This window comes from Metabacillus lacus (assembly GCF_009674805.1).
GTDB lineage: Bacteria > Bacillota > Bacilli > Bacillales > Bacillaceae > Metabacillus_C > Metabacillus_C lacus.
This window is the reverse complement of the sequence record NZ_WKKI01000060.1, coordinates 1-17,833: the sequence shown is the minus strand read 5'-3', so window position 1 is coordinate 17,833 and position 17,833 is coordinate 1. Positions and strand designations below refer to the sequence as shown.

Sequence of the window (17,833 nt, the reverse complement as noted above, 5' to 3'; positions counted from 1 at the left end):
CCGTTCCATTGCGCTGCAGACACTTGCTTTCCGCGGGGAGGGATCTGAGCCTCCTCGTCTGCGCCTGCGGGGTCTCAGCCTTCCCTCTATTTCCGCAGGAGTCAAGTGTCTTCCGCTTCATTGCACTCTAGGTCGGTTATCTTGCTTGAGAGATCTATAGGCGACGTTGTACCTTAACTGAAGTAAGAGAATGAAAAGCTTGAAAGATTAAATTGAACAAGCCCGTTTCTTATAGTTTAACTAACTTTCCTGCCGATTTTTATTCAATCTCGATTATCCTTAGAATTGATACAATCTTTCTGCAAGTGCTTTGTTTTTCCTTTAGTGATATCTATCGTGCCATCAGTTAGGATTGTATCTCTTTCACAAAACTGGTTCACTGTATGACTCCATTTTTTAACCCCATAAAAGTACGTTATATGGGGTTCATCTATAAAAACCACCTCGTCTGCGCCTGCGGGGTCTCAGCCTTCCCTCTATTCCCGCAGGAGTCAAGTGTCTTCCGCTTCATTGCACTGCAGGTCGGCTATCTTGCTTGAGAGATTTATAGGAGATGTTGTACCTTGACTAGAGTATGAGAATGAAAAGCTTGAAAGATTACATTGAACAAGCCGGTGCTATTGCGCTGTATCGGGCAATCATCATAAATGCCTGATAACTATTGCGGCGTCTATTACAGGGCTGTTTCCTGCTGCTGATATCTTTCAATCTTCTGAAAGACCCGGCGGCATAAGTAATAAATGGCGTAAGCTGTGCAGCTTGGAAGAGCGAGTAAGAGAAAAGGAAAAAGATAAAGTACGGTTCCTGCAAGTCCTGCCAGCAAAAAGAGAAGGATGGTCATGTGCAGCTGGCTTACTGCGAGAAGCAGTGAATTTTTAAAAATACTGATTGTACTAGTCTTGTAATGTACCAGCACAGGGAATAAGTACAAGCTGGTCATCGTGAAAATAGTTGAAAATAGAAAAAATATGGTTTTGAAGACAAATGCATCCATAATGCCTGAACGAAAAACAAGATAATAGTCAGCAGCCAGGATCAATAAAATCAAGAACCATATTAGACATGCACCAAGTGATTGGAGAAAATTTTTCCGGAAGGCATGCAGATAGGCTGAATAAACACTTCTTTCCTTTTTAAGCTGCCACTGCCTTGCAACAGAGAATAGTGCAGAGGTAGCAGGAAAAATAGTTATGATTGGTATACAAGACAGAAGCCACAGTATATTAAGAATAAAAAAGTTTGAAATCGTTTCCATAATTTTATAAAAATCTGATTGATAAAATTTCATTTTTTCACCCCATCTCTACCTATTATACAGCATTCCATTTGAGGCGTAACCTTCAATGTTTCGCATAATCCTTGTGTAGTATGTTGCAGCAAGGGGTGAAACACCAATCTTTTTAGTAAACAGCAAAAAGTTAATAAGGAACTCCAGACAGGAGTTTCTTTCATAATTGATGTAAAGACAACAAAAAAACCCTTGCTGGGCAAGGGTTTTTCAATAATGGAGAATAGGGGGCTCGAACCCCTGACCTCTACGCTGCCAGCGTAGCGCTCTCCCAGCTGAGCTAATTCCCCATGATGTAAATTAACGTCGTAATCATATAATAATTCTTAAAGACTCAACTGTCAATATAATTTTATGAAAATGGGCATCCGTTTACAGTGGAAAGTGGTGTAAAAAAATGAAAACAGGGGGATGGCCCCTGTTTTAAGCCAAGTGATACACATCAGCAGCCTTTAATGCAGCGGCTTTCACTTCAAGCGAGCAGGTGCTGCTCGGAAATGCCTGACGAAGCCTTCTGGCTTGATGATCATTTTCAAATCCTTGATTCGCTGAGTATAGGTATCCGTATCCTGAATAGGCCATCACTTCCCTGCCCAGTGTTTTCCCTCCGCAGCGGTCTTCGAAAACAGTTTGATAATCTGTGAGAAGCTGGGCAAGCCCTTCCTCATTTTCGCTAAGCTTGTCTGCCCATATTTGCTCCCAGAGATTATCTGCTTCGCTGTAGAATGTGAGAATGTCAGTGTCGCCGGCCAGCAGCTCCTGAATTGTTTGCGATGCCATTATGAATCAGCCTCCTTCAATCTTTCTAATCATTATGTACCCGTTTTCCCTATTTTTAAAGATAGAAATATGTCATAGGAAGAGGGCTGTCATAATAATCTATAAAGAAATCCTTTTCTCAACTAATCCGACTTGACTGATAGGTTTTATTGATTTATAGTTTGTTATGTTCATTGGTTAATTTTAGTAAAGGAGGAGAAAGTATGAACAATTTTCTTGTTATTATAAATGTCTTGGTTTTGATCTTATTTATTCTTGGTTTGTTTTTTATGCAAAGAAAACATATTTCCTTTTCAAAGCGTGTATTTACAGCTTTAGGGCTGGGGATCCTTCTTGGCTTCGCTTTTCAGTTCGTTTACGGGCCGGAGTCAGAAGTGCTGCAGGCTTCTGCAGACTGGTTCAACATTGCAGGAACAGGTTATGTAAAACTCTTGCAGATGATCGTTATGCCGCTGATTTTTATTTCTATTTTAGGTGCGTTCACTAAGATGAAGCTGACAAACAATATTGGGAAAGTCAGCGGACTTATTCTGGCCATTTTAGTCGGCACAACAGCAATTGCCGCTGCTGTGGGGATTGCTTCAGCAATAGGCTTCAACTTGGAGGCAGTACAAATTCAACAAGGTGAAGCGGAGTCAGCCCGTGCAGAACAGCTGGAAGAAACATACGGTGGAATACAAAACCAAACTTTCCCGCAAAAGCTTCTAGAACTTATCCCAGCGAATCCGTTTTTGGATTTTACAGGAGCCAGACCGACTTCTACCATTGCTATTGTCATTTTTGCAGTCATTCTCGGTGCTGCTTATTTAGGTGCAAAGCGTAAAACACCTGAACAAGCTGAGCTGTTTGCAAAGATTGTGGATGCCTTTTACACAATCATTATGAGAGTTGTGACGCTTATTTTGCGCCTTACTCCGTACGGTGTACTGGCCATTATGACCAAAACAATCGCATTGAGCGATTTTGACGCAATTATGAAGCTGGGGAAATTTGTAGCAGCTTCATATGTGGCTTTAATCGTGATGTTTGCTATTCATTTGCTTCTCTTGGCAATCGCAGGATTAAATCCGGTTACTTTTCTGAAAAAAGTACTTCCTGTTTTGACCTTTGCGTTTACTTCCCGAACAAGCGCAGGTACCTTGCCGCTGAACATTAGAGCTCAAACAAAGCAGCTTGGTGTACCTGAAGGAATTGCAAACTTTGCAGGTTCCTTCGGATTATCAATCGGGCAGAACGGGTGTGCAGGTATATATCCTGCCATGCTGGCAGTTATGATTGCACCAACGGTTGGACAAAATCCTCTAGATCCTGTCTTTCTGCTTACTTTGATTGCCGTTGTTGCGGTTAGTTCATTTGGAGTGGCAGGCGTAGGAGGAGGAGCTACGTTTGCAGCTTTACTTGTCCTTTCCACAATGAATATGCCTGTTGCTCTTGCAGGATTGCTGATCTCGGTAGAACCGCTCATAGATATGGGGAGGACTGCAGTGAATGTCAGCGGAAGCATGACAGCAGGAGTACTGACAGGCCGTGTCACAAAAGAACTGGATACAAACATGTATAACGCAGTGCAAGAAACAGAAGCAGAAGCAGAAGCATAAAAAGGTGAGAAAACCTGTCCCCCAGGGCAGGTTTTCTTTATTTGTTTGTGCTGTAAAAAAAGTAACATGTTAACCTTGCTTGATAGAGTGTTTGCAGGGAGGCTATATAATAGAAGTAATTGATATAAATTGAAAACAGCCTCTTTTTAATATAATCTGACAATTTCTGCTTCAAAAATGATAAAAAAGGCCGATGATATAAATAGATACTTACCTATGGAGGCATGAAATGAAAGAGGCTGGGGCTATAGTTGTGATATGTTTGCTTTTGCTTTTCGGATTCTTCTTTAAAGATCAGCAGGAGATTACTGCTGTCATTTTTAAAGATCATGCCAGCAAAAAACTGCTTGAAGAAGTGTTGAGTGACGGAGTAATAACCGATGAAGAGGCTCTGCTGCTGATCAGCAGTTATTTAGAACGCCAGGGAAAATCCGAGATAGGCGTTTTTTATCAGACAGAAACTATCACTCACTATCTGTGCGAAGCGAAGTGGTCAGAAGCTATTGTTGGAAGCGGCAGAGTATACCAATCTTCTATTTTATCAGTGGATAAAGAAACGGGAAAGGTGAAGATGAGATAAAAAGAACTATTGTGCTGCCGCAAAAAAAGAGAGAGCAGATTACTCTCCCTTATTGTACAGACAAGGTCTCTTTTAATTCCTGAATTTGCAGCAAATGGCGCTTTTCATGATAACCGACAAATTCAATCCATTGTTTAATTGATAGATTTCCCATTACCGGGTGTTTAAGGGCTTTTTGTTCAAGGCTGCCTTCTCTTTCTAACAAGTTCGAAAAATTAAGTAAATCTCTCCTTGCTTCTTCAAGCTGAGTCAATATTTCTTCACGTTGAATTTCTTCCGCTGTTGGAACAAGAGCAGCAGCTGCCTCAACTTTTCTGCTCCGGTCGGCTACCACACTTAAATCTTTTTCAGGCACTGTTTTGTTCTCTGCAAATTGTATCTGATCTTTGAGCGTGTCTGTTATTACGCATTCGCACAGATAGATATGGTGCATAACCTGCCCGATGCTCCACTGCGTTTCAATTGTCTTCATGTTCAATGCCTCGCTGGACAAATCCGCTGTTTCAGCAAGCAGCTGTTCTCTTATCGATTGCATATGCTCCATCATATGGACCGCCTCCTCTCTCGTACTCTCATTGTAACAGAACACTGACCCACCTCGCTGAATGGAAGCTTTCTGCTTATCTATTTGAGGCTTCAATAGTGCCAGGAGGCTCCCGCTATTTTGAAAATCAGGCTAGCACTACAGCTGATAAATAGATGAAAGAGATGGGGAATTCGCTCTTCGGTGGTACTCCAAAAATCAAAATGCGGTTCCTGCAGCCTATTTAGCTGTTTCGGAAATCCAGTTCAATGCTTGTTCCCTGAGCTTGAATTTTTGGATTTTACCTGAAGCTGTCATCGGGTATTGCTTTACAAAAAAACAGTATTCCGGAATTTTATAAAAGGAAAGCTGCCCCTTGCAGAAATCCTTTATCTCCTGTTCTGACAGAGAGGCTTCCTCCCTGATGATCATGCACGCAGCGACCTTTTCACCATACTTTGGATCGGGAACTCCAATGACCTGAACATCAATAATATCCGGATGCCGGTACAAATACTCTTCAATTTCTCGTGGATAAATATTTTCGCCGCCTCTGATAATCATATCCTTCAGCCGGCCTGTAATTCTTACATAGCCGTCTTCATCCTTTTCGGCAAGATCTCCGGTATGAAGCCAACCGTCTTCGTCAATTGCTTCTCTGGTTGCTTCAGGCATTTTATAATATCCTTTCATCACAAGATATCCTCTTGTGCAAAGTTCACCCTGTGTGTTAGGAGGCACTTCCTCCCCTGTTCCGGGCTGAACGATTTTGACTTCTACATGAGGGTGAGCTTTTCCTACAGTTTCAACTCTTCTCTCCACAGAATCGGTGACAGTTGTTTGTGTAATGACCGGGGATGATTCTGTCTGTCCGTATCCGATGGTGATTTCTGACATGCCCATGCTTTCCATAACTTTTTTCATTACTTCAATCGGGCATGTAGAGCCGGCCATTATCCCCGTCCGAAGGGAACTCAAATCAAAGCTTGAGAATGTTTCGCTGTTCAATTCCGAAATAAACATGGTCGGAACTCCATGAAGGGCGGTGCATTTCTCATCCTGTACGGTTTGAAGAACAAGTTCAGGATCAAATTCAATAATCGGTACCATCGCAGCACCGGCAGAGACACAGGCAAGGTTCGCAAGCACACATCCAAAGCAATGGAAGAAAGGTACCGGGATACAGAGTTTGTCCTTCTCTGACAGCTTCATATTCCGGGCAACGAGATAACCATTATTTACGATATTATGATGAGTCAGCATAACGCCTTTGGGAAAGCCAGTCGTGCCTGAGGTGTATTGCATATTGATAACGTCATGGGGGGAGAGTGCAGCTTCCCTTTCTAAAAGCTCTTCATCAGTAACAGCGGAATTGTACTGCATCATTTCCTGCCAGCTCATCATATTGTCCGGAGCCTGATGTTTTCCTATGTAAACAAGATGCTGAAGTTCTGGAAGCGGATGATATGTTGAAGCAGAGGAAGACTGCATCATACTATGGACAATGTCAGGATAAGAAGTGCCTTTGTAGCCGTCAATCAGGAAAAGTGCTTTTGCATCTGATTGCTGAAGTAAATAATGAAGCTCGCTTGCTTGATAACTTGTGTTTACAGTCACCAGAACTGCACCAATTCTTGCAGTTGCAAACTGCAAGAGGAGCCATTGGGGAACATTTGTAGCCCACACAGCAACGTGATCGCCTTTTGAGATTCCTAATCCCATCAGTGCTTTGGAAACCCTGGATGTTTCCTCATAAAATTCTCCATACGTATAACGGATACTTTCTGCTGAATAGATGACAGCCTCCCTGTCTGTAAAGGAATCTGCTGTATTTTTTAAAAGCCCGCCAACTGTTACATGTAATAAAGGGTCCATAAATCCTCCTTATAATATGTAGTCAATACTATTATACAATATATTTTGAATATTTCATTAATTTACTTTTCTACAGATTTCTGGAAGAAGTAATTGTGCAGCTAAAAAAAGTGGTTTAAGATATAGTTATATTATCAAAAGTGATAATATTAAAGGTGAGGAATGTCAGGGTATGAAAGCCTGGTTGCTGGCTTATTCATATGTGCTGTATATCAGAATCATTATTTGCTGTTCAGGGGACACATATGATGAATTCAAAGGGGGATAAACCAAATGAAAAAAACAAACTTAAAAATCTCACTGTTACTGGCAGCGATTTGCTTTATTGCAGGATTGTTTGCTGTGCCCTATCAGATTGAAATGGTCAAAGAGACGATGCCGGACGTATATAATGAAATGATGGCTGAATTGCCTTTGCCGATAGCCGGGTTGCAGCTGCTGGTCTCAGTGCAGCTATTCATTGTTTCTTTTGTTCTGAGTTTCATTGGTATTGTATTGGCAGGGAAGACTGGTTTTTCGTTACACTTTCTGCAATCTGTATTTACTAAAAACAGTTTCCAATTGAATAAGAGGTACATTATTTTAGCAATGATCAGCGGCGTCATATTAAGTTTTGTTCTTATGAGTTATGATAGATTTTATTACCAATATCAAGATCCTTTGATTGCAGAACTGCAGCCGGAGTTTTCTTTACTAGCCTTACTAGCAGGAATTACTTATGGCGGAGTTTTTGAAGAAATAGTGATGAGACTTTTCTTCATGTCGTTAATTGTTTGGATATTGATGAAAATTTTCAAACTGACAAAGGAAACAATTTCCGGCAAATATTATTGGAGTGCAATCATATTATCATCAGTATTATTTGCAGCAGCCCATTTTCCGGCTACTCAAATGGTTTTTGGTGAATTGACCTCCGGATTGGTTATTCGGGGATTCATTTTAAATGGTGCAGGCGGATTGTTGTATGGATATTTATATTGGAGAAAAGGTATTGAGTATTCGATGCTGGCTCATATGGTTACTCATATCTCAATGCAGCTGCTGGTCATTCCGATATTCTATTAAAGATCATCTGTAACACTTTAGATATCCAGGCAGTGCATTGATTCAGTGCTGTAAGGATTTCAGTCATTTGAAAATAACCGGAGGATACAAGGTAAGGGGGAGAACGAAAATGGGCAGACCTGAAGGAAAGCTGTATCCTTATATTGCTTTATGTATTGGTGTGCTGGCTGTATCTACATCAGCAATATTTGTTGTATTATCAAGCTCACCAGCTCCGGTTACCGCTTTTTACAGGCTGTTTTTCTCGGTGCTGCTTTTGCTGCCTTATTTTCTGAAACATTCCCTCCCCGAACTCAGAACCTTTAGCAGGCGGGATTGGCTTTATTCTGCTGTAGCCGGAGTGTTTCTTGCATTTCACTTTGTCCTCTGGTTTCAATCTTTACAATATACCTCAGTGGCCAGCTCGGTTGTGCTTGTCACCCTGCAGCCGCTCTTTGCATTTGCAGGCACTTATTTGTTTTTTAAGGAAGTCGTAAGCTGGAAGGAAGCCGCTTGTGCCGGATTTGCGATTATAGGCAGCGTTATAATAAGCTGGGGTGATTTTACTGTCAGCGGGCTTGCATTATGGGGTGATTTTCTGGCCCTGGCTGCGTGTGCCATGATTACAGCATATTTGTTATTTGGGCAGGAAGTACGAAAGCGGCACAGTCTTACAGCCTACACCTTCATTGTGTACAGTTTCTGTGCAATGACAATTCTACTCTACTGCCTTTTCACAAACATACCGCTTGTCCCCGTTTCGGCGGGTGACTGGAAATGGTTTTTGCTTCTCGCTCTGATTCCCACATTGCTGGGGCATTCCCTGTTTAATTGGGCCTTGGAGTGGATTAGCACAAACACTGTTTCGGTGTTTATTTTATTTGAACCCGTTGGAGCCATTATACTTGCCTACTATTTGTTTGGAGAAACCCTCAGTATTGCCCAAACGGCGGGCAGTCTGCTGATAATATCAGGAATTCTGTTCTTTGCTGCGGGAAAGAGAAATCAAAAAGTACCCCTGAGAGATGAATCAGCTAAGAAAATAATACAGGGATAGACCAATTGAAATACCATTATCAAGCCGGATGATGTTCATGGGATCTTATTGAATATTACTTTGCACTGTATCTTGAAATGTAAGAGGGAGTCCGGTTATCGGTACTCCCTCTTTTTTGCTGGGAAAAAGAGAATTCTTACTCATTATAACCTAAAGGGGCAGGAGTCTTCCTTGACCCGTTTAAAGGTTGCTTCCAGATAGTATGAAGTCTGTTTGAACTTGAGTAATGGTAATTGTGTCATTGGTATTCAGCAGGTTATCCAGAGGGCTTTCACGTTGCAAAACAAATTGCACCTTACTGTAGAGGTCTCCCTGGTAAGTGGTGAATAATGAAAGTCCATTCAGGAACGGGTTTGCCGGATCTCCATATTGCACGTTCAAGCTCTGAAATGGAGACAAAGTAAACGTAGCTGTGCTTCCTTGGTTGAATGGCTGATCACCCTGTCTTCCGAATAAAGTTATTTGGAAAGTCGCGCCTGTTTGGTTATTGAATGTTTTAGCTGCCATATGCTCCTCCTTTCTAAAGTAAATACAAAAGTATCTTATTCAGCAATAGCAAGGCTTGCCTGTGCTTGTATACAAGGAAGGGGAACTATGGAGAGTTTTGGAAATATTTCTATAATTCTTGAAACTTTTGGAATTGATATCCGTATTACAGGTAGAACAACAAAAGGAGGAGTGGGGATGTTCGAATTATTTAAAAGGTTGAAAACAGTTCTTGCGTCTGAGCTGCATACACTTATAGACAAGGCTGAAGATCCAGTATCAATGGTGGATCATTATCTTCGGGAAATGGAATATGAAATGAAAGAGCTTGAAAGATCTGCCGCTTCAATGATGGCAGAGGAGAAACTTCTTCATAAAAAGCTTGCAGATATAGGGGGCAGTATCAAAAGGCGGGAAGAACAAGCGCTGGAAGCCCTAAAGATGGAGCGTGAAGAACTCGCCAGGAGAGCGCTGGAAGATAAAGCAAACTTGAATAAAGAATCAGAACATTTGTCCTCCTTGCATGACACAGCATCCCGAAGAAGGACGGAGCTGGTTAACAAGCTGTCAGTCATGCGAAAGGAGTTCAGAGAACTGGAGAGAAAAAGAGAGTCTTTAAAGGCAAGAGCACAATCTGCAAAAGTACTTTCTTCTCTTCACAGCAAATCCCTGGACTCTGGAGGTTCAGCTGATCCTAAAAAAGGATTTGAGAGAATGGAGCAAAAAGTGCTCCGCTATGAAGCTGAAGCAGAGGCAGCCGGAGAGCTGAATGAATCATATAAAAGCCTGGATCAGGAGTTTGCTGAACTAAAGGCGGACAATGAGGTTGAACAGGAGCTTCTTAAGCTGAAGCAGCAGCTGAATAAAGAAGACGAACAGACAGGCTGAGCCTATGGAATTGTTAGGCTATTCAATTGAAAGTTTATATTTGTATGCCCTTATTCTTTCCGGGAGTCTTACATTTTTGTACATTTTGTTCGGCGATGTGCTGGATGGCATGTTGGAAGGTGCAGGTATTCAGCCCGTTCTTTTGTTCTCATTTTTCACCTTTTTTTCCGCAGGAGGCTATTTGCTTGAAAGAATTCAGCTAACCGGAACATTTTTTTCAGCTTGCATCAGTTTGACTGCTGCATTTATTTTTACGGTTATACTCAACGTGTTCGTCCTGATTCCGCTTGCGTCTGCTGAAGAATCTCTGGTGTATTTTGATGAGGATTTAAAAGGAAGAGTGGGGGAAGTTCTTACATCTATACCGGTTAACGGATATGGTGAAGTGCTGCTCAAGAGCAACAGCGGCTCCATTGCCAAGCCTGCTGCCAGCTTTGAAGACATCCCGGTCCCTTCAGGCAGTGAAGTGATTATTATAGACATTAAAAATGGTATCTTGTATGTGTCAATATATGAAAAGTTAGAAGACCTAATTTAGGAGGAAAAAGCATGACAGCAATTTGGATTGTTGCAGGAGTAGTCGGTTTTATTATTATCGCATTATTAGGTGTATTTGTTACGAAGTACCGTACTGCCGGTCCTGATGAAGCACTAATCGTGACGGGAAGCTACCTTGGTTCCAAAAATGTTCACAGGGATGAAATCGGAAATAAAATTAAAATTGTGAGGGGGGGAGGAACCTTTGTCCTGCCGGTCTTTCAGCAGGCAGAACCGTTAAGCCTTCTCTCAAGCAAGCTTGAGGTTTCAACACCAGAAGTGTATACAGAACAGGGTGTTCCTGTTATGGCGGATGGAGTTTCCATTATTAAAATCGGCGGCTCCATCAGTGAAATTGCCACAGCGGCAGAACAGTTTCTTGGCAAGGCAAAAGAAGACCGTGAACAGGAAGCCCGGGAAGTTCTTGAAGGTCATTTGAGATCAATTCTGGGTTCTATGACAGTGGAAGAAATTTATAAAAACCGGGAAAAGTTCTCACAAGAAGTACAAAGAGTAGCGTCACAGGATCTCGCGAAAATGGGCTTGGTGATCGTTTCATTTACCATTAAAGATGTAAGGGATAAAAACGGATATTTGGAGTCTCTTGGTAAACCAAGGATTGCTCAGGTGAAAAGAGATGCTGACATCGCTACGGCAGAAGCAGACAAAGAAACCCGCATTAAACGTGCGGAGGCTGATAAGGATGCGAAAAGAGCTGAGCTTGAACGTGCAACTGAAATTGCAGAAGCAGAAAAAACGAATAAAATGAAAATGGCTGAATTCCGCAGGGAACAAGATACGGCAAAAGCACTTGCTGACCAAGCATACGATCTTGAAACAGCCCGTGCGAAACAGGAAGTAACTGAACAGGAAATGCAAATCCGCATTATCGAAAGGCAAAAACAAATTGAGCTGGAAGAAAGAGAAATTCTCCGCCGCGAAAAGCAATATGATGCTGAAGTAAAGAAAAAGGCAGATGCGGACAGATATGCCGTTGAACAGGCTGCAGCGGCAGAAAAATCGAAACAATTTGCCGAAGCTGAAGCCCATCAGTACAGAATCGAGACGATGGCGAGAGCGGAAGGAGAAAGAGTCCGCATTGATGGTGTTGCCAATGCAGAAGCTCAGAGAGCGCAGGGTGAAACGGAAGCTGAAATCATCCGCTTGAAGGGTCTTGCAGAAGCCGAAGCGAAGGAAAAAATTGCAGAAGCCTTTGAACAGTACGGCCAGGCCGCCATTCTTGATATGGTGATACGTATGCTTCCTGAATATGCAAAAGAGATTGCAAGCCCGCTTTCAAATATTGATAAAATTACAGTTGTTGATACTGGAGGAAGTGACGGTAACGGGGGAGCAAATAAGGTAACAGGCTATGCAACAAACTTAATGAGTACGCTGCAGGAATCACTAAAAGCCTCTTCGGGCATTGATGTAAAAGATCTTATCGAAAATTTTGCAGGAAAAGGCACCATTCGTCCCAGCCTTGATGACATATCAAGAGAACTGAAAGAATCTAGATTGGAAAGCAGTGCTGAAGAGCAAAAAGTATAAGAGTTTGGGATGGCCTGCAGGTATCTGCAGGCTGTTTTCAATTTATACGGTAACCAAGCATGCATGATCAGGGCAGCATCAGATAGGGAGTCGTTTTATTTAGTAACATCATTTAGTTGCAGAGGTCTAAAGCTGATGGTAGAAAAAATTAGCGAAATAAGCGAAGGTTAAAGCGAACGGCAAAGACAAAATTAACCCCCAGCCGTTTACATGTTCATGTTCATTACTGATTCGGATGGCTTCTTTATAGCCATAAAGAAAATTAGCCAGTGATAAAAAATAGGTTGAAACCATAAAAAAGAGCATCTTACATAACCTCCGTTCAGGAAACTTCTCTATGTTCTAGTAGATTCAATCTTTCCTGAAATTATGTCAAAAACTCGCATAATTAATGGTAATTTATAGAGCTGCTAATCTTATAGATTCTAAGGGTGCTGTAAGGATACATTGCAGTGAGCAGTGACAGGCGAGATACCAAGTTACTATAACAAAACCCCTAGCTTTGTTATACGATATCGGGGAAATACCAAGATACTATAACAAAAGGCACTGCTTTGTTATAGTATTTTCAAGTTGCTATAGCAAAACCCCTAGCTTTGTTATACAATATCGGGAAAATTCCGAGATGCTATAACAAAAGGGTCTGCTTTGTTATAGTATTTTCAAGTTACTATAACAAAACCCCTAGCTTTGTTATACAATATCGGGAAAATTCCAAGATACTATAACAAAAGGCACTGCTTTGTTATAGTATTTTCAAGTTACTATAACAAAACCCCTAGCTTTGTTATACGATATCGGGAAAATTCCGAGATGCTATAATAAAAGGGTCTGCTTTGTTATAGTATTTTTACGTTGCTATAACAAAACCAAAACCAAAAGCCCCATACCTAAACCATTTGCTAGATTCCTAACAGCCTCCGCCAGCTTTCCGAAAATAAAAAAAACTGCAGAAAACTCAAGCAGAGTTTATCTGCAGTTCTGTATTTTATTTTCTCGGAGCAGCAAGTCTTGGAGCAGTAGACAGCAGCAGGACCAACACAATGGCACATACTATAAATGAAGGAACCATATAGGTAGCATTATATCCAAGGGAGTACGCTAGTACAGGGGTTCCTTCGGGTGCATAAGCACCGAAGAATACTACCCCTGCAGCTACATGAGCTGCATAACGAAGCACGCTTCCGAGAAAAACAGCCAGTATAATATATAAATTCAGTAATGCTAGTTTTCCGGAGCTTAAGTGCTGCTGAATATTTTTGAAAAACAATCCGCTCATTCCGACTAAAGTGAAGGCCAGAAAATAATCGATAAAGGCTTGAACGGGATGGGCAATATAAGCTGTACCCAAAACCACTTGAAGCAGTCCGAGCAGGAATCCGGAGGCTAATCCGCCTTTAAGGCCCCATCTGAAAGAAAGAAGAAACACGGGAATCATTGCCAGAGAGATAGATCCTCCTTGAGCCCAAAAGCGGCCTACCACTCCTGAGAGCAGATCCAGCAAAAAGGCAAGGGCAGTCAGTATACTGACTTCTATCATGAAAGTTAAACGCTTGTTGTTCATAAAATAGTCCTCTCCCGCATCAACCAGGAGTTAGTTCCTGACAATAAAAAAAGCAATACGGGGAATATGGATGTAGGTTCCGCGTACTGCTTTGGTCACATAATGAGAATCCACTTCCACATCCCTTCGCTAGCATGAACTAACAGGTTCGAAGGGTCAGAACGGAATGTTCACTCTCAGCCGGTGGCTCCCCTTGTGGTTAATGCGAATATATTATTAATGATTACTATACAGGAAAATACAAATTTCGACAACAGTTATTTCTCTTTTTATATGTTTTCCCATAATCCGCAAGAAAACCTTTACAATTATAGAGATACTTGTTATAGTTCACATGAAAATTGAAAATGCGTCGGGGAGCTGAGTGAACTTGGCTGAGAGGATACTGATTGGTATCGACCCATGAACCTGATCTGGGTAATGCCAGCGGAGGGATATGAAGCAGCAAGGAACAATCCATCATTTGCTGAATATTCTGCTGACTGACAGGCTGCCCTTTTGGGCGGCCTTTTCTTTTTCGCCAAAAACAACGAGAGGAGAGGAATACATGGCAAATGTACATGTAGCATTTCAGGTGCTTCCAAAGCCGCTGGGAACACAGCATACATATGATCTTGTCGACAAGGCTATTGAAGTTGTTGAAAAATCAGGTGTCATTTACGAAGTAGGAGCAATGGAAACAGTAATGGAAGGAGAACTGGACAGGCTGATTGATATTGTGAAAGAAGCGCAGGAGGCTTGCATTTCAGCGGGTGCATCAGAGGTTATGACGCATTTGAAAATACATTACCGCCCTGTGACAGGTGTAACAATGGATGAAAAGCTTAAAAAATACCGCTGAGGGTACTGTTGAGAAGTTTTCCGCATACAGCAGCTCACTTCTGCCCGCTCTAGCAGTCACGCTGTTACTGCTCTTTTGGGAAGCTGCTGTATATATAAGCCAAATTGAAAGATGGATTCTCCCTGCTCCGAGCGCTGTAGCATCCTCGCTGTTTTCAATGGATACCGGAATTTGGGGTCATATTGGGCATACGGCCGCAGAGGCAGCTGCCGGCTTAATCCTGGCAGTAATAGCAGCATTTTTCATCTCTGTCATGATTGATTCTTCTACTATAATGAAAAGAGCGATTTATCCGCTGCTGGTCATTTCACAAACTGTGCCGATTATCGCCCTCGCTCCCTTGTTTATTATATGGTTCGGATTCGGGATGCTTCCGAAAATTATGGTTGTGGCGCTTGTATGCTTTTTTCCGATTACTATTAATACAGTTGAAGGCTTAAGGCTTGTTGACAGAGATATGCTGAAACTCATGAATACCATGGGAGCCACCGGGAAACAAATTTTTTTAAAAGTAAAGCTTCCTTCAGCACTGCCTCATTTTTTCTCAGGTCTTAAAATTGCAGGTACCTACAGTGTAATGGGTGCCGTCATTGGTGAGTGGCTGGGATCGAGTAAAGGATTGGGAATTTTATTGACAAGATCATCACAGTCTTTTTTAACTGAAAGAGTGTTTGCCATTATATTTTTGATTGTCATGCTGAGTCTGGCTGTATTTTCTCTTATTGAATACATTGCAAAACTGAGTATGCCATGGAAAACAAAAGAATTAAAATATAGAAAATAACCAGGGGGAAAACATGAAAAAAATAAGCTTTACTATCATATTAACTATCCTATTAGTGCTGGCTGGCTGTTCATCACCAACAAGCGGCGGTGAGGAAGATCTTCGAAAAGTCACCTTAATGCTGGACTGGTTCCCTAATACGAACCATACGGGAATTTATACAGCTATAGAAAAGGGATATTACGAGGATCAAGGAATTGAAGTGAAGATTATGGAGCCTGGAGACGGAGTAAGTGCCGAGCAAGTTGCGGCATCAGGGGAGGCTGACTTCGCAATCAGCTTTCAGGAGAACATTACTCAGGCAAGAGCAAGCGGCATTCCGCTCGTTTCAGTAGGAGCAATTATTCAGGAGAATACTTCAGCATTTGCTTCATTAAAAGAATCCAACATTACAAGCCCGAAGGATTTTGAAAATAAACGTTACGGAGGCTGGGGTTCAGCAACCGAGGAAGCTATCCTGAAAGCGGTAGTAGAAAAAGATGGCGGCGATTATCAGAAAGTGAATCAAATTACGCTGGGTGCGACAGATTTCTTTAAATCTATCGGGAGAGATACAGACATTCAGTGGATTTTTCAGGGATGGGACGGAGTTGAGGCGGAACGGCAGGGGATCCAACTCAACCTGATTTACTTGAAAGATATTGATCCTGCCCTAAATTACTACACACCTGTGATAGCGACAAATGAAAAGAACATTCAAGAAAATCCTGATTTGATACGTAACTTTATGGAAGCTACTGCAAAAGGATATAACTTTTCAATTGAACACCCCGGGGAAGCGGCTGACATCCTGATCAAGGAAGTGCCAGACATTAACAAAGAGCTGGTGAAGGCGAGTCAGGAGTGGTTAAGCCCAAGATACCAGGGAGATGCTGCAGCTTGGGGCATTCAAGAGGAAGAAGTTTGGAAAAGATACGCAGATTGGCTGTTTGAAAAAGGTTTGATAGAAAATAATATTGACCCTGAAAAAGCATTTACAAATGAATTTCTGCCAGACGGGAATCAGTAATGCTTCGTTTGCAAAATATATCCAAGGTATATGAAGGTGCGGCCGAGGAAGTCATTGCACTGGAATCTGTGGATGCGGAGGTAGCACAGGGGGAGTTTATCAGTATCATTGGACCGAGCGGATGCGGAAAAAGCACTCTGCTGGATATCATTTCAGGCGTGCAGCTCCCAACGGGCGGTACACTTTCTTATCAAGGAGAAGATATTGCCGGAAAAGTAGGCGTTGCTGCATATATGCCGCAAAGTGATGTTTTATTTCCGTGGAGAACAATCATCAACAATGTCATTCTTCCCCTGGAACTGTCCGGAATCCCCAAAAAAGAAGCGATGGAAAGAGCAGGGGAACTTCTTGAAAAATTTGGGCTGGCAGGATTTAAGGACAGCTACCCCTTTATGCTTTCAGGAGGAATGAGGCAGAGAGCTAACTTTCTGAGGACCTATTTGACGGGTAAAAAACTGCTGCTTTTAGATGAACCCTTTGGAAGATTAGATGCAATTACCCGAATGGAACTTCAAGAATGGCTGCTGCATATCTGTTCTGCTGAAAAGTTAACGGTCCTGCTGATTACCCATGATGTTGATGAAGCCATTTTTATGTCAGACAGAATCTATGCCCTATCCAAGCGTCCTGGAAAAGTTGTGGCCAATCGTCAAGTTATGGCGGACAGACCCAGAGACAGACAATTTTTTCTGACGCGGGAATTTCTCCATTTAAAAGAAGAACTGCTGATGCATCTTAAGTAAAGACAGAAAAGGAATTTCTTAATTATATTTCCTGCAGCAGGATTTCGTTATAGGAAGTCCGCTGCTTTTTCTTTATAAGTGTGCAAAACATCTTCAATGAAGCATGGAGGGAAGTGGCACATAGTCAGTGGCTTGCCAAACAAATATAGAGAAATCACTTTTTAAAAATTTGTTTACGATAATAACGATGTTGATACAAATTACCTTTTTGTGATACTGTCAAAACCCCAATGCATATTTTCGTGCTTCCGCATAATAAGGCTTGTTGTTTGATTTACTAACGATAAATGAATACTTATGCTAATAAAAAATCTAAGCTAAACACTGCTATTCCAATATCAACAGAGTTAATTAAAAAAGTTTAAAATGTAAAATAGAAAAAAGTACTTGTGTATTTAATTTATACATGGTATATTTTTATTCGCCGCTAATGAGCAGCAAGACTTGCTGAAGGCAGGCGAAAGAAACATACGGACAAATATTTTAAAAAAATATTGACACTCAATACCGTATGTGTTATATTGATTAAGTCGCTTCAAAACGACAAACTAAAAATGATCTTTGAAAACTAAACAAAGCAGAACGTCAACGTTAAATCTAGTTTTAAATTTTTACTATGAGCAAGTCAAACAATCTTATTGGAGAGTTTGATCCTAGCTCAGGACGAACGCTGGCGGCGTGCCTA

17 protein-coding genes, 1 tRNA gene and 2 riboswitches are annotated in these 17,833 nt (G+C 41.6%); of the genes, 11 read left to right on the top strand and 7 right to left on the bottom strand.

Annotated elements, in window-relative coordinates:
• Positions 1-673: 673 nt before the first annotated feature.
• The 3 genes from GJU40_RS18600 to GJU40_RS18590 form a co-directional block, all read right to left on the bottom strand.
• Entirely contained in the window at positions 674-1,288 is a 615-nt protein-coding gene (locus tag GJU40_RS18600) for a YesL family protein (protein ID WP_154309553.1), read from the bottom strand.
• A 217-nt stretch (positions 1,289-1,505) separates the two neighbouring features.
• A tRNA-Ala gene (locus GJU40_RS18595) sits at positions 1,506-1,578 on the bottom strand.
• A gap of 133 nt (positions 1,579-1,711) precedes the next feature.
• Positions 1,712-2,068, bottom strand: coding sequence for a hypothetical protein (locus tag GJU40_RS18590; protein WP_154309552.1), 357 nt, complete (start codon positions 2,066-2,068; stop codon positions 1,712-1,714).
• A gap of 203 nt (positions 2,069-2,271) precedes the next feature.
• Between GJU40_RS18590 and GJU40_RS18585 the strand changes: the two genes are divergently transcribed.
• Together GJU40_RS18585 and GJU40_RS18580 are read left to right on the top strand one after the other, a co-directional pair.
• The gene (locus tag GJU40_RS18585; protein ID WP_154309551.1) at positions 2,272-3,666 is read left to right on the top strand and encodes an L-cystine transporter; all 1,395 of its coding nucleotides are present in this window, start codon (positions 2,272-2,274) and stop codon (positions 3,664-3,666) included.
• A 229-nt stretch (positions 3,667-3,895) separates the two neighbouring features.
• Positions 3,896-4,246, top strand: coding sequence for a hypothetical protein (locus tag GJU40_RS18580; RefSeq protein WP_154309550.1), 351 nt, complete (start codon positions 3,896-3,898; stop codon positions 4,244-4,246).
• 49 nt (positions 4,247-4,295) lie between these two features.
• Here GJU40_RS18580 and GJU40_RS18575 read toward each other — a convergent pair whose 3' ends face one another.
• Positions 4,296-4,793 (bottom strand): DinB family protein, encoded by a 498-nt coding sequence (locus GJU40_RS18575; RefSeq protein ID WP_154309549.1) that lies wholly within the window; start codon positions 4,791-4,793, stop codon positions 4,296-4,298.
• Between the two features lie 216 nt (positions 4,794-5,009).
• The gene (locus tag GJU40_RS18570; protein WP_154309548.1) at positions 5,010-6,644 is read right to left on the bottom strand and encodes an AMP-binding protein; all 1,635 of its coding nucleotides are present in this window, start codon (positions 6,642-6,644) and stop codon (positions 5,010-5,012) included.
• Positions 6,645-6,917: 273 nt separating this feature from the next.
• On the opposite strand from GJU40_RS18570, the gene GJU40_RS18565 reads away from it, so the two are divergent.
• Together GJU40_RS18565 and GJU40_RS18560 are read left to right on the top strand one after the other, a co-directional pair.
• Positions 6,918-7,709, top strand: coding sequence for a CPBP family intramembrane glutamic endopeptidase (locus tag GJU40_RS18565; protein ID WP_154309547.1), 792 nt, complete (start codon positions 6,918-6,920; stop codon positions 7,707-7,709).
• A 109-nt stretch (positions 7,710-7,818) separates the two neighbouring features.
• On the top strand, positions 7,819-8,745 hold the full coding sequence (locus GJU40_RS18560; protein WP_154309546.1) for a DMT family transporter: 927 nt from the start codon (positions 7,819-7,821) through the stop codon (positions 8,743-8,745).
• Positions 8,746-8,925: 180 nt separating this feature from the next.
• Here the strand turns inward: GJU40_RS18560 and GJU40_RS18555 are convergent, their stop codons facing one another.
• Positions 8,926-9,252: a hypothetical protein gene (locus GJU40_RS18555; protein WP_154309545.1), complete on the bottom strand. Its 327-nt coding sequence runs from the start codon at positions 9,250-9,252 to the stop codon at positions 8,926-8,928.
• Positions 9,253-9,429: 177 nt separating this feature from the next.
• Between GJU40_RS18555 and GJU40_RS18550 the strand changes: the two genes are divergently transcribed.
• From GJU40_RS18550 to floT, 3 genes are read left to right on the top strand one after another with little or no spacing between them, the layout of a single operon-like run.
• Positions 9,430-10,119, top strand: a complete 690-nt coding sequence (locus GJU40_RS18550; RefSeq protein WP_170289455.1) for a PspA/IM30 family protein — start codon at positions 9,430-9,432, stop codon at positions 10,117-10,119.
• A gap of 4 nt (positions 10,120-10,123) precedes the next feature.
• Positions 10,124-10,657, top strand: a complete 534-nt coding sequence (locus tag GJU40_RS18545; RefSeq protein ID WP_212029902.1) for an NfeD family protein — start codon at positions 10,124-10,126, stop codon at positions 10,655-10,657.
• A gap of 11 nt (positions 10,658-10,668) precedes the next feature.
• On the top strand, positions 10,669-12,207 hold the full coding sequence (gene floT, locus GJU40_RS18540; protein ID WP_154309543.1) for a flotillin lipid rafts scaffold protein FloT: 1,539 nt from the start codon (positions 10,669-10,671) through the stop codon (positions 12,205-12,207).
• A gap of 988 nt (positions 12,208-13,195) precedes the next feature.
• On the opposite strand, the gene thiT is transcribed toward floT, so the two are convergent.
• The gene (gene thiT / locus GJU40_RS18535) at positions 13,196-13,771 is read right to left on the bottom strand and encodes an energy-coupled thiamine transporter ThiT (protein WP_154309542.1); all 576 of its coding nucleotides are present in this window, start codon (positions 13,769-13,771) and stop codon (positions 13,196-13,198) included.
• Positions 13,772-13,875: 104 nt separating this feature from the next.
• A riboswitch (TPP riboswitch) is annotated at positions 13,876-13,975 on the bottom strand.
• Between the two features lie 139 nt (positions 13,976-14,114).
• A riboswitch (TPP riboswitch) is annotated at positions 14,115-14,224 on the top strand.
• Positions 14,225-14,318: 94 nt separating this feature from the next.
• On the opposite strand from thiT, the gene GJU40_RS18530 reads away from it, so the two are divergent.
• From GJU40_RS18530 to GJU40_RS18515, 4 genes are read left to right on the top strand one after another with little or no spacing between them, the layout of a single operon-like run.
• Positions 14,319-14,612 carry an MTH1187 family thiamine-binding protein gene (locus GJU40_RS18530; RefSeq protein WP_154309554.1) on the top strand — a complete coding sequence of 98 codons (294 nt, stop codon included), beginning with the start codon at positions 14,319-14,321 and terminating at the stop codon, positions 14,610-14,612.
• Positions 14,587-15,396 carry an ABC transporter permease gene (locus tag GJU40_RS18525; protein ID WP_154309541.1) on the top strand — a complete coding sequence of 270 codons (810 nt, stop codon included), beginning with the start codon at positions 14,587-14,589 and terminating at the stop codon, positions 15,394-15,396. Before GJU40_RS18530 ends, GJU40_RS18525 begins: the two co-directional genes overlap by 26 nt.
• A 13-nt stretch (positions 15,397-15,409) precedes the next feature.
• Entirely contained in the window at positions 15,410-16,405 is a 996-nt protein-coding gene (locus GJU40_RS18520) for an ABC transporter substrate-binding protein (protein WP_154309540.1), read from the top strand.
• A complete protein-coding gene (locus tag GJU40_RS18515) occupies positions 16,405-17,148 on the top strand; it encodes an ABC transporter ATP-binding protein (protein ID WP_154309539.1) in 744 nt (247 codons plus the stop codon). The genes GJU40_RS18520 and GJU40_RS18515 overlap by 1 nt, the downstream gene beginning before the upstream one ends.
• The last annotated feature ends 685 nt before the right edge of the window (positions 17,149-17,833 follow it).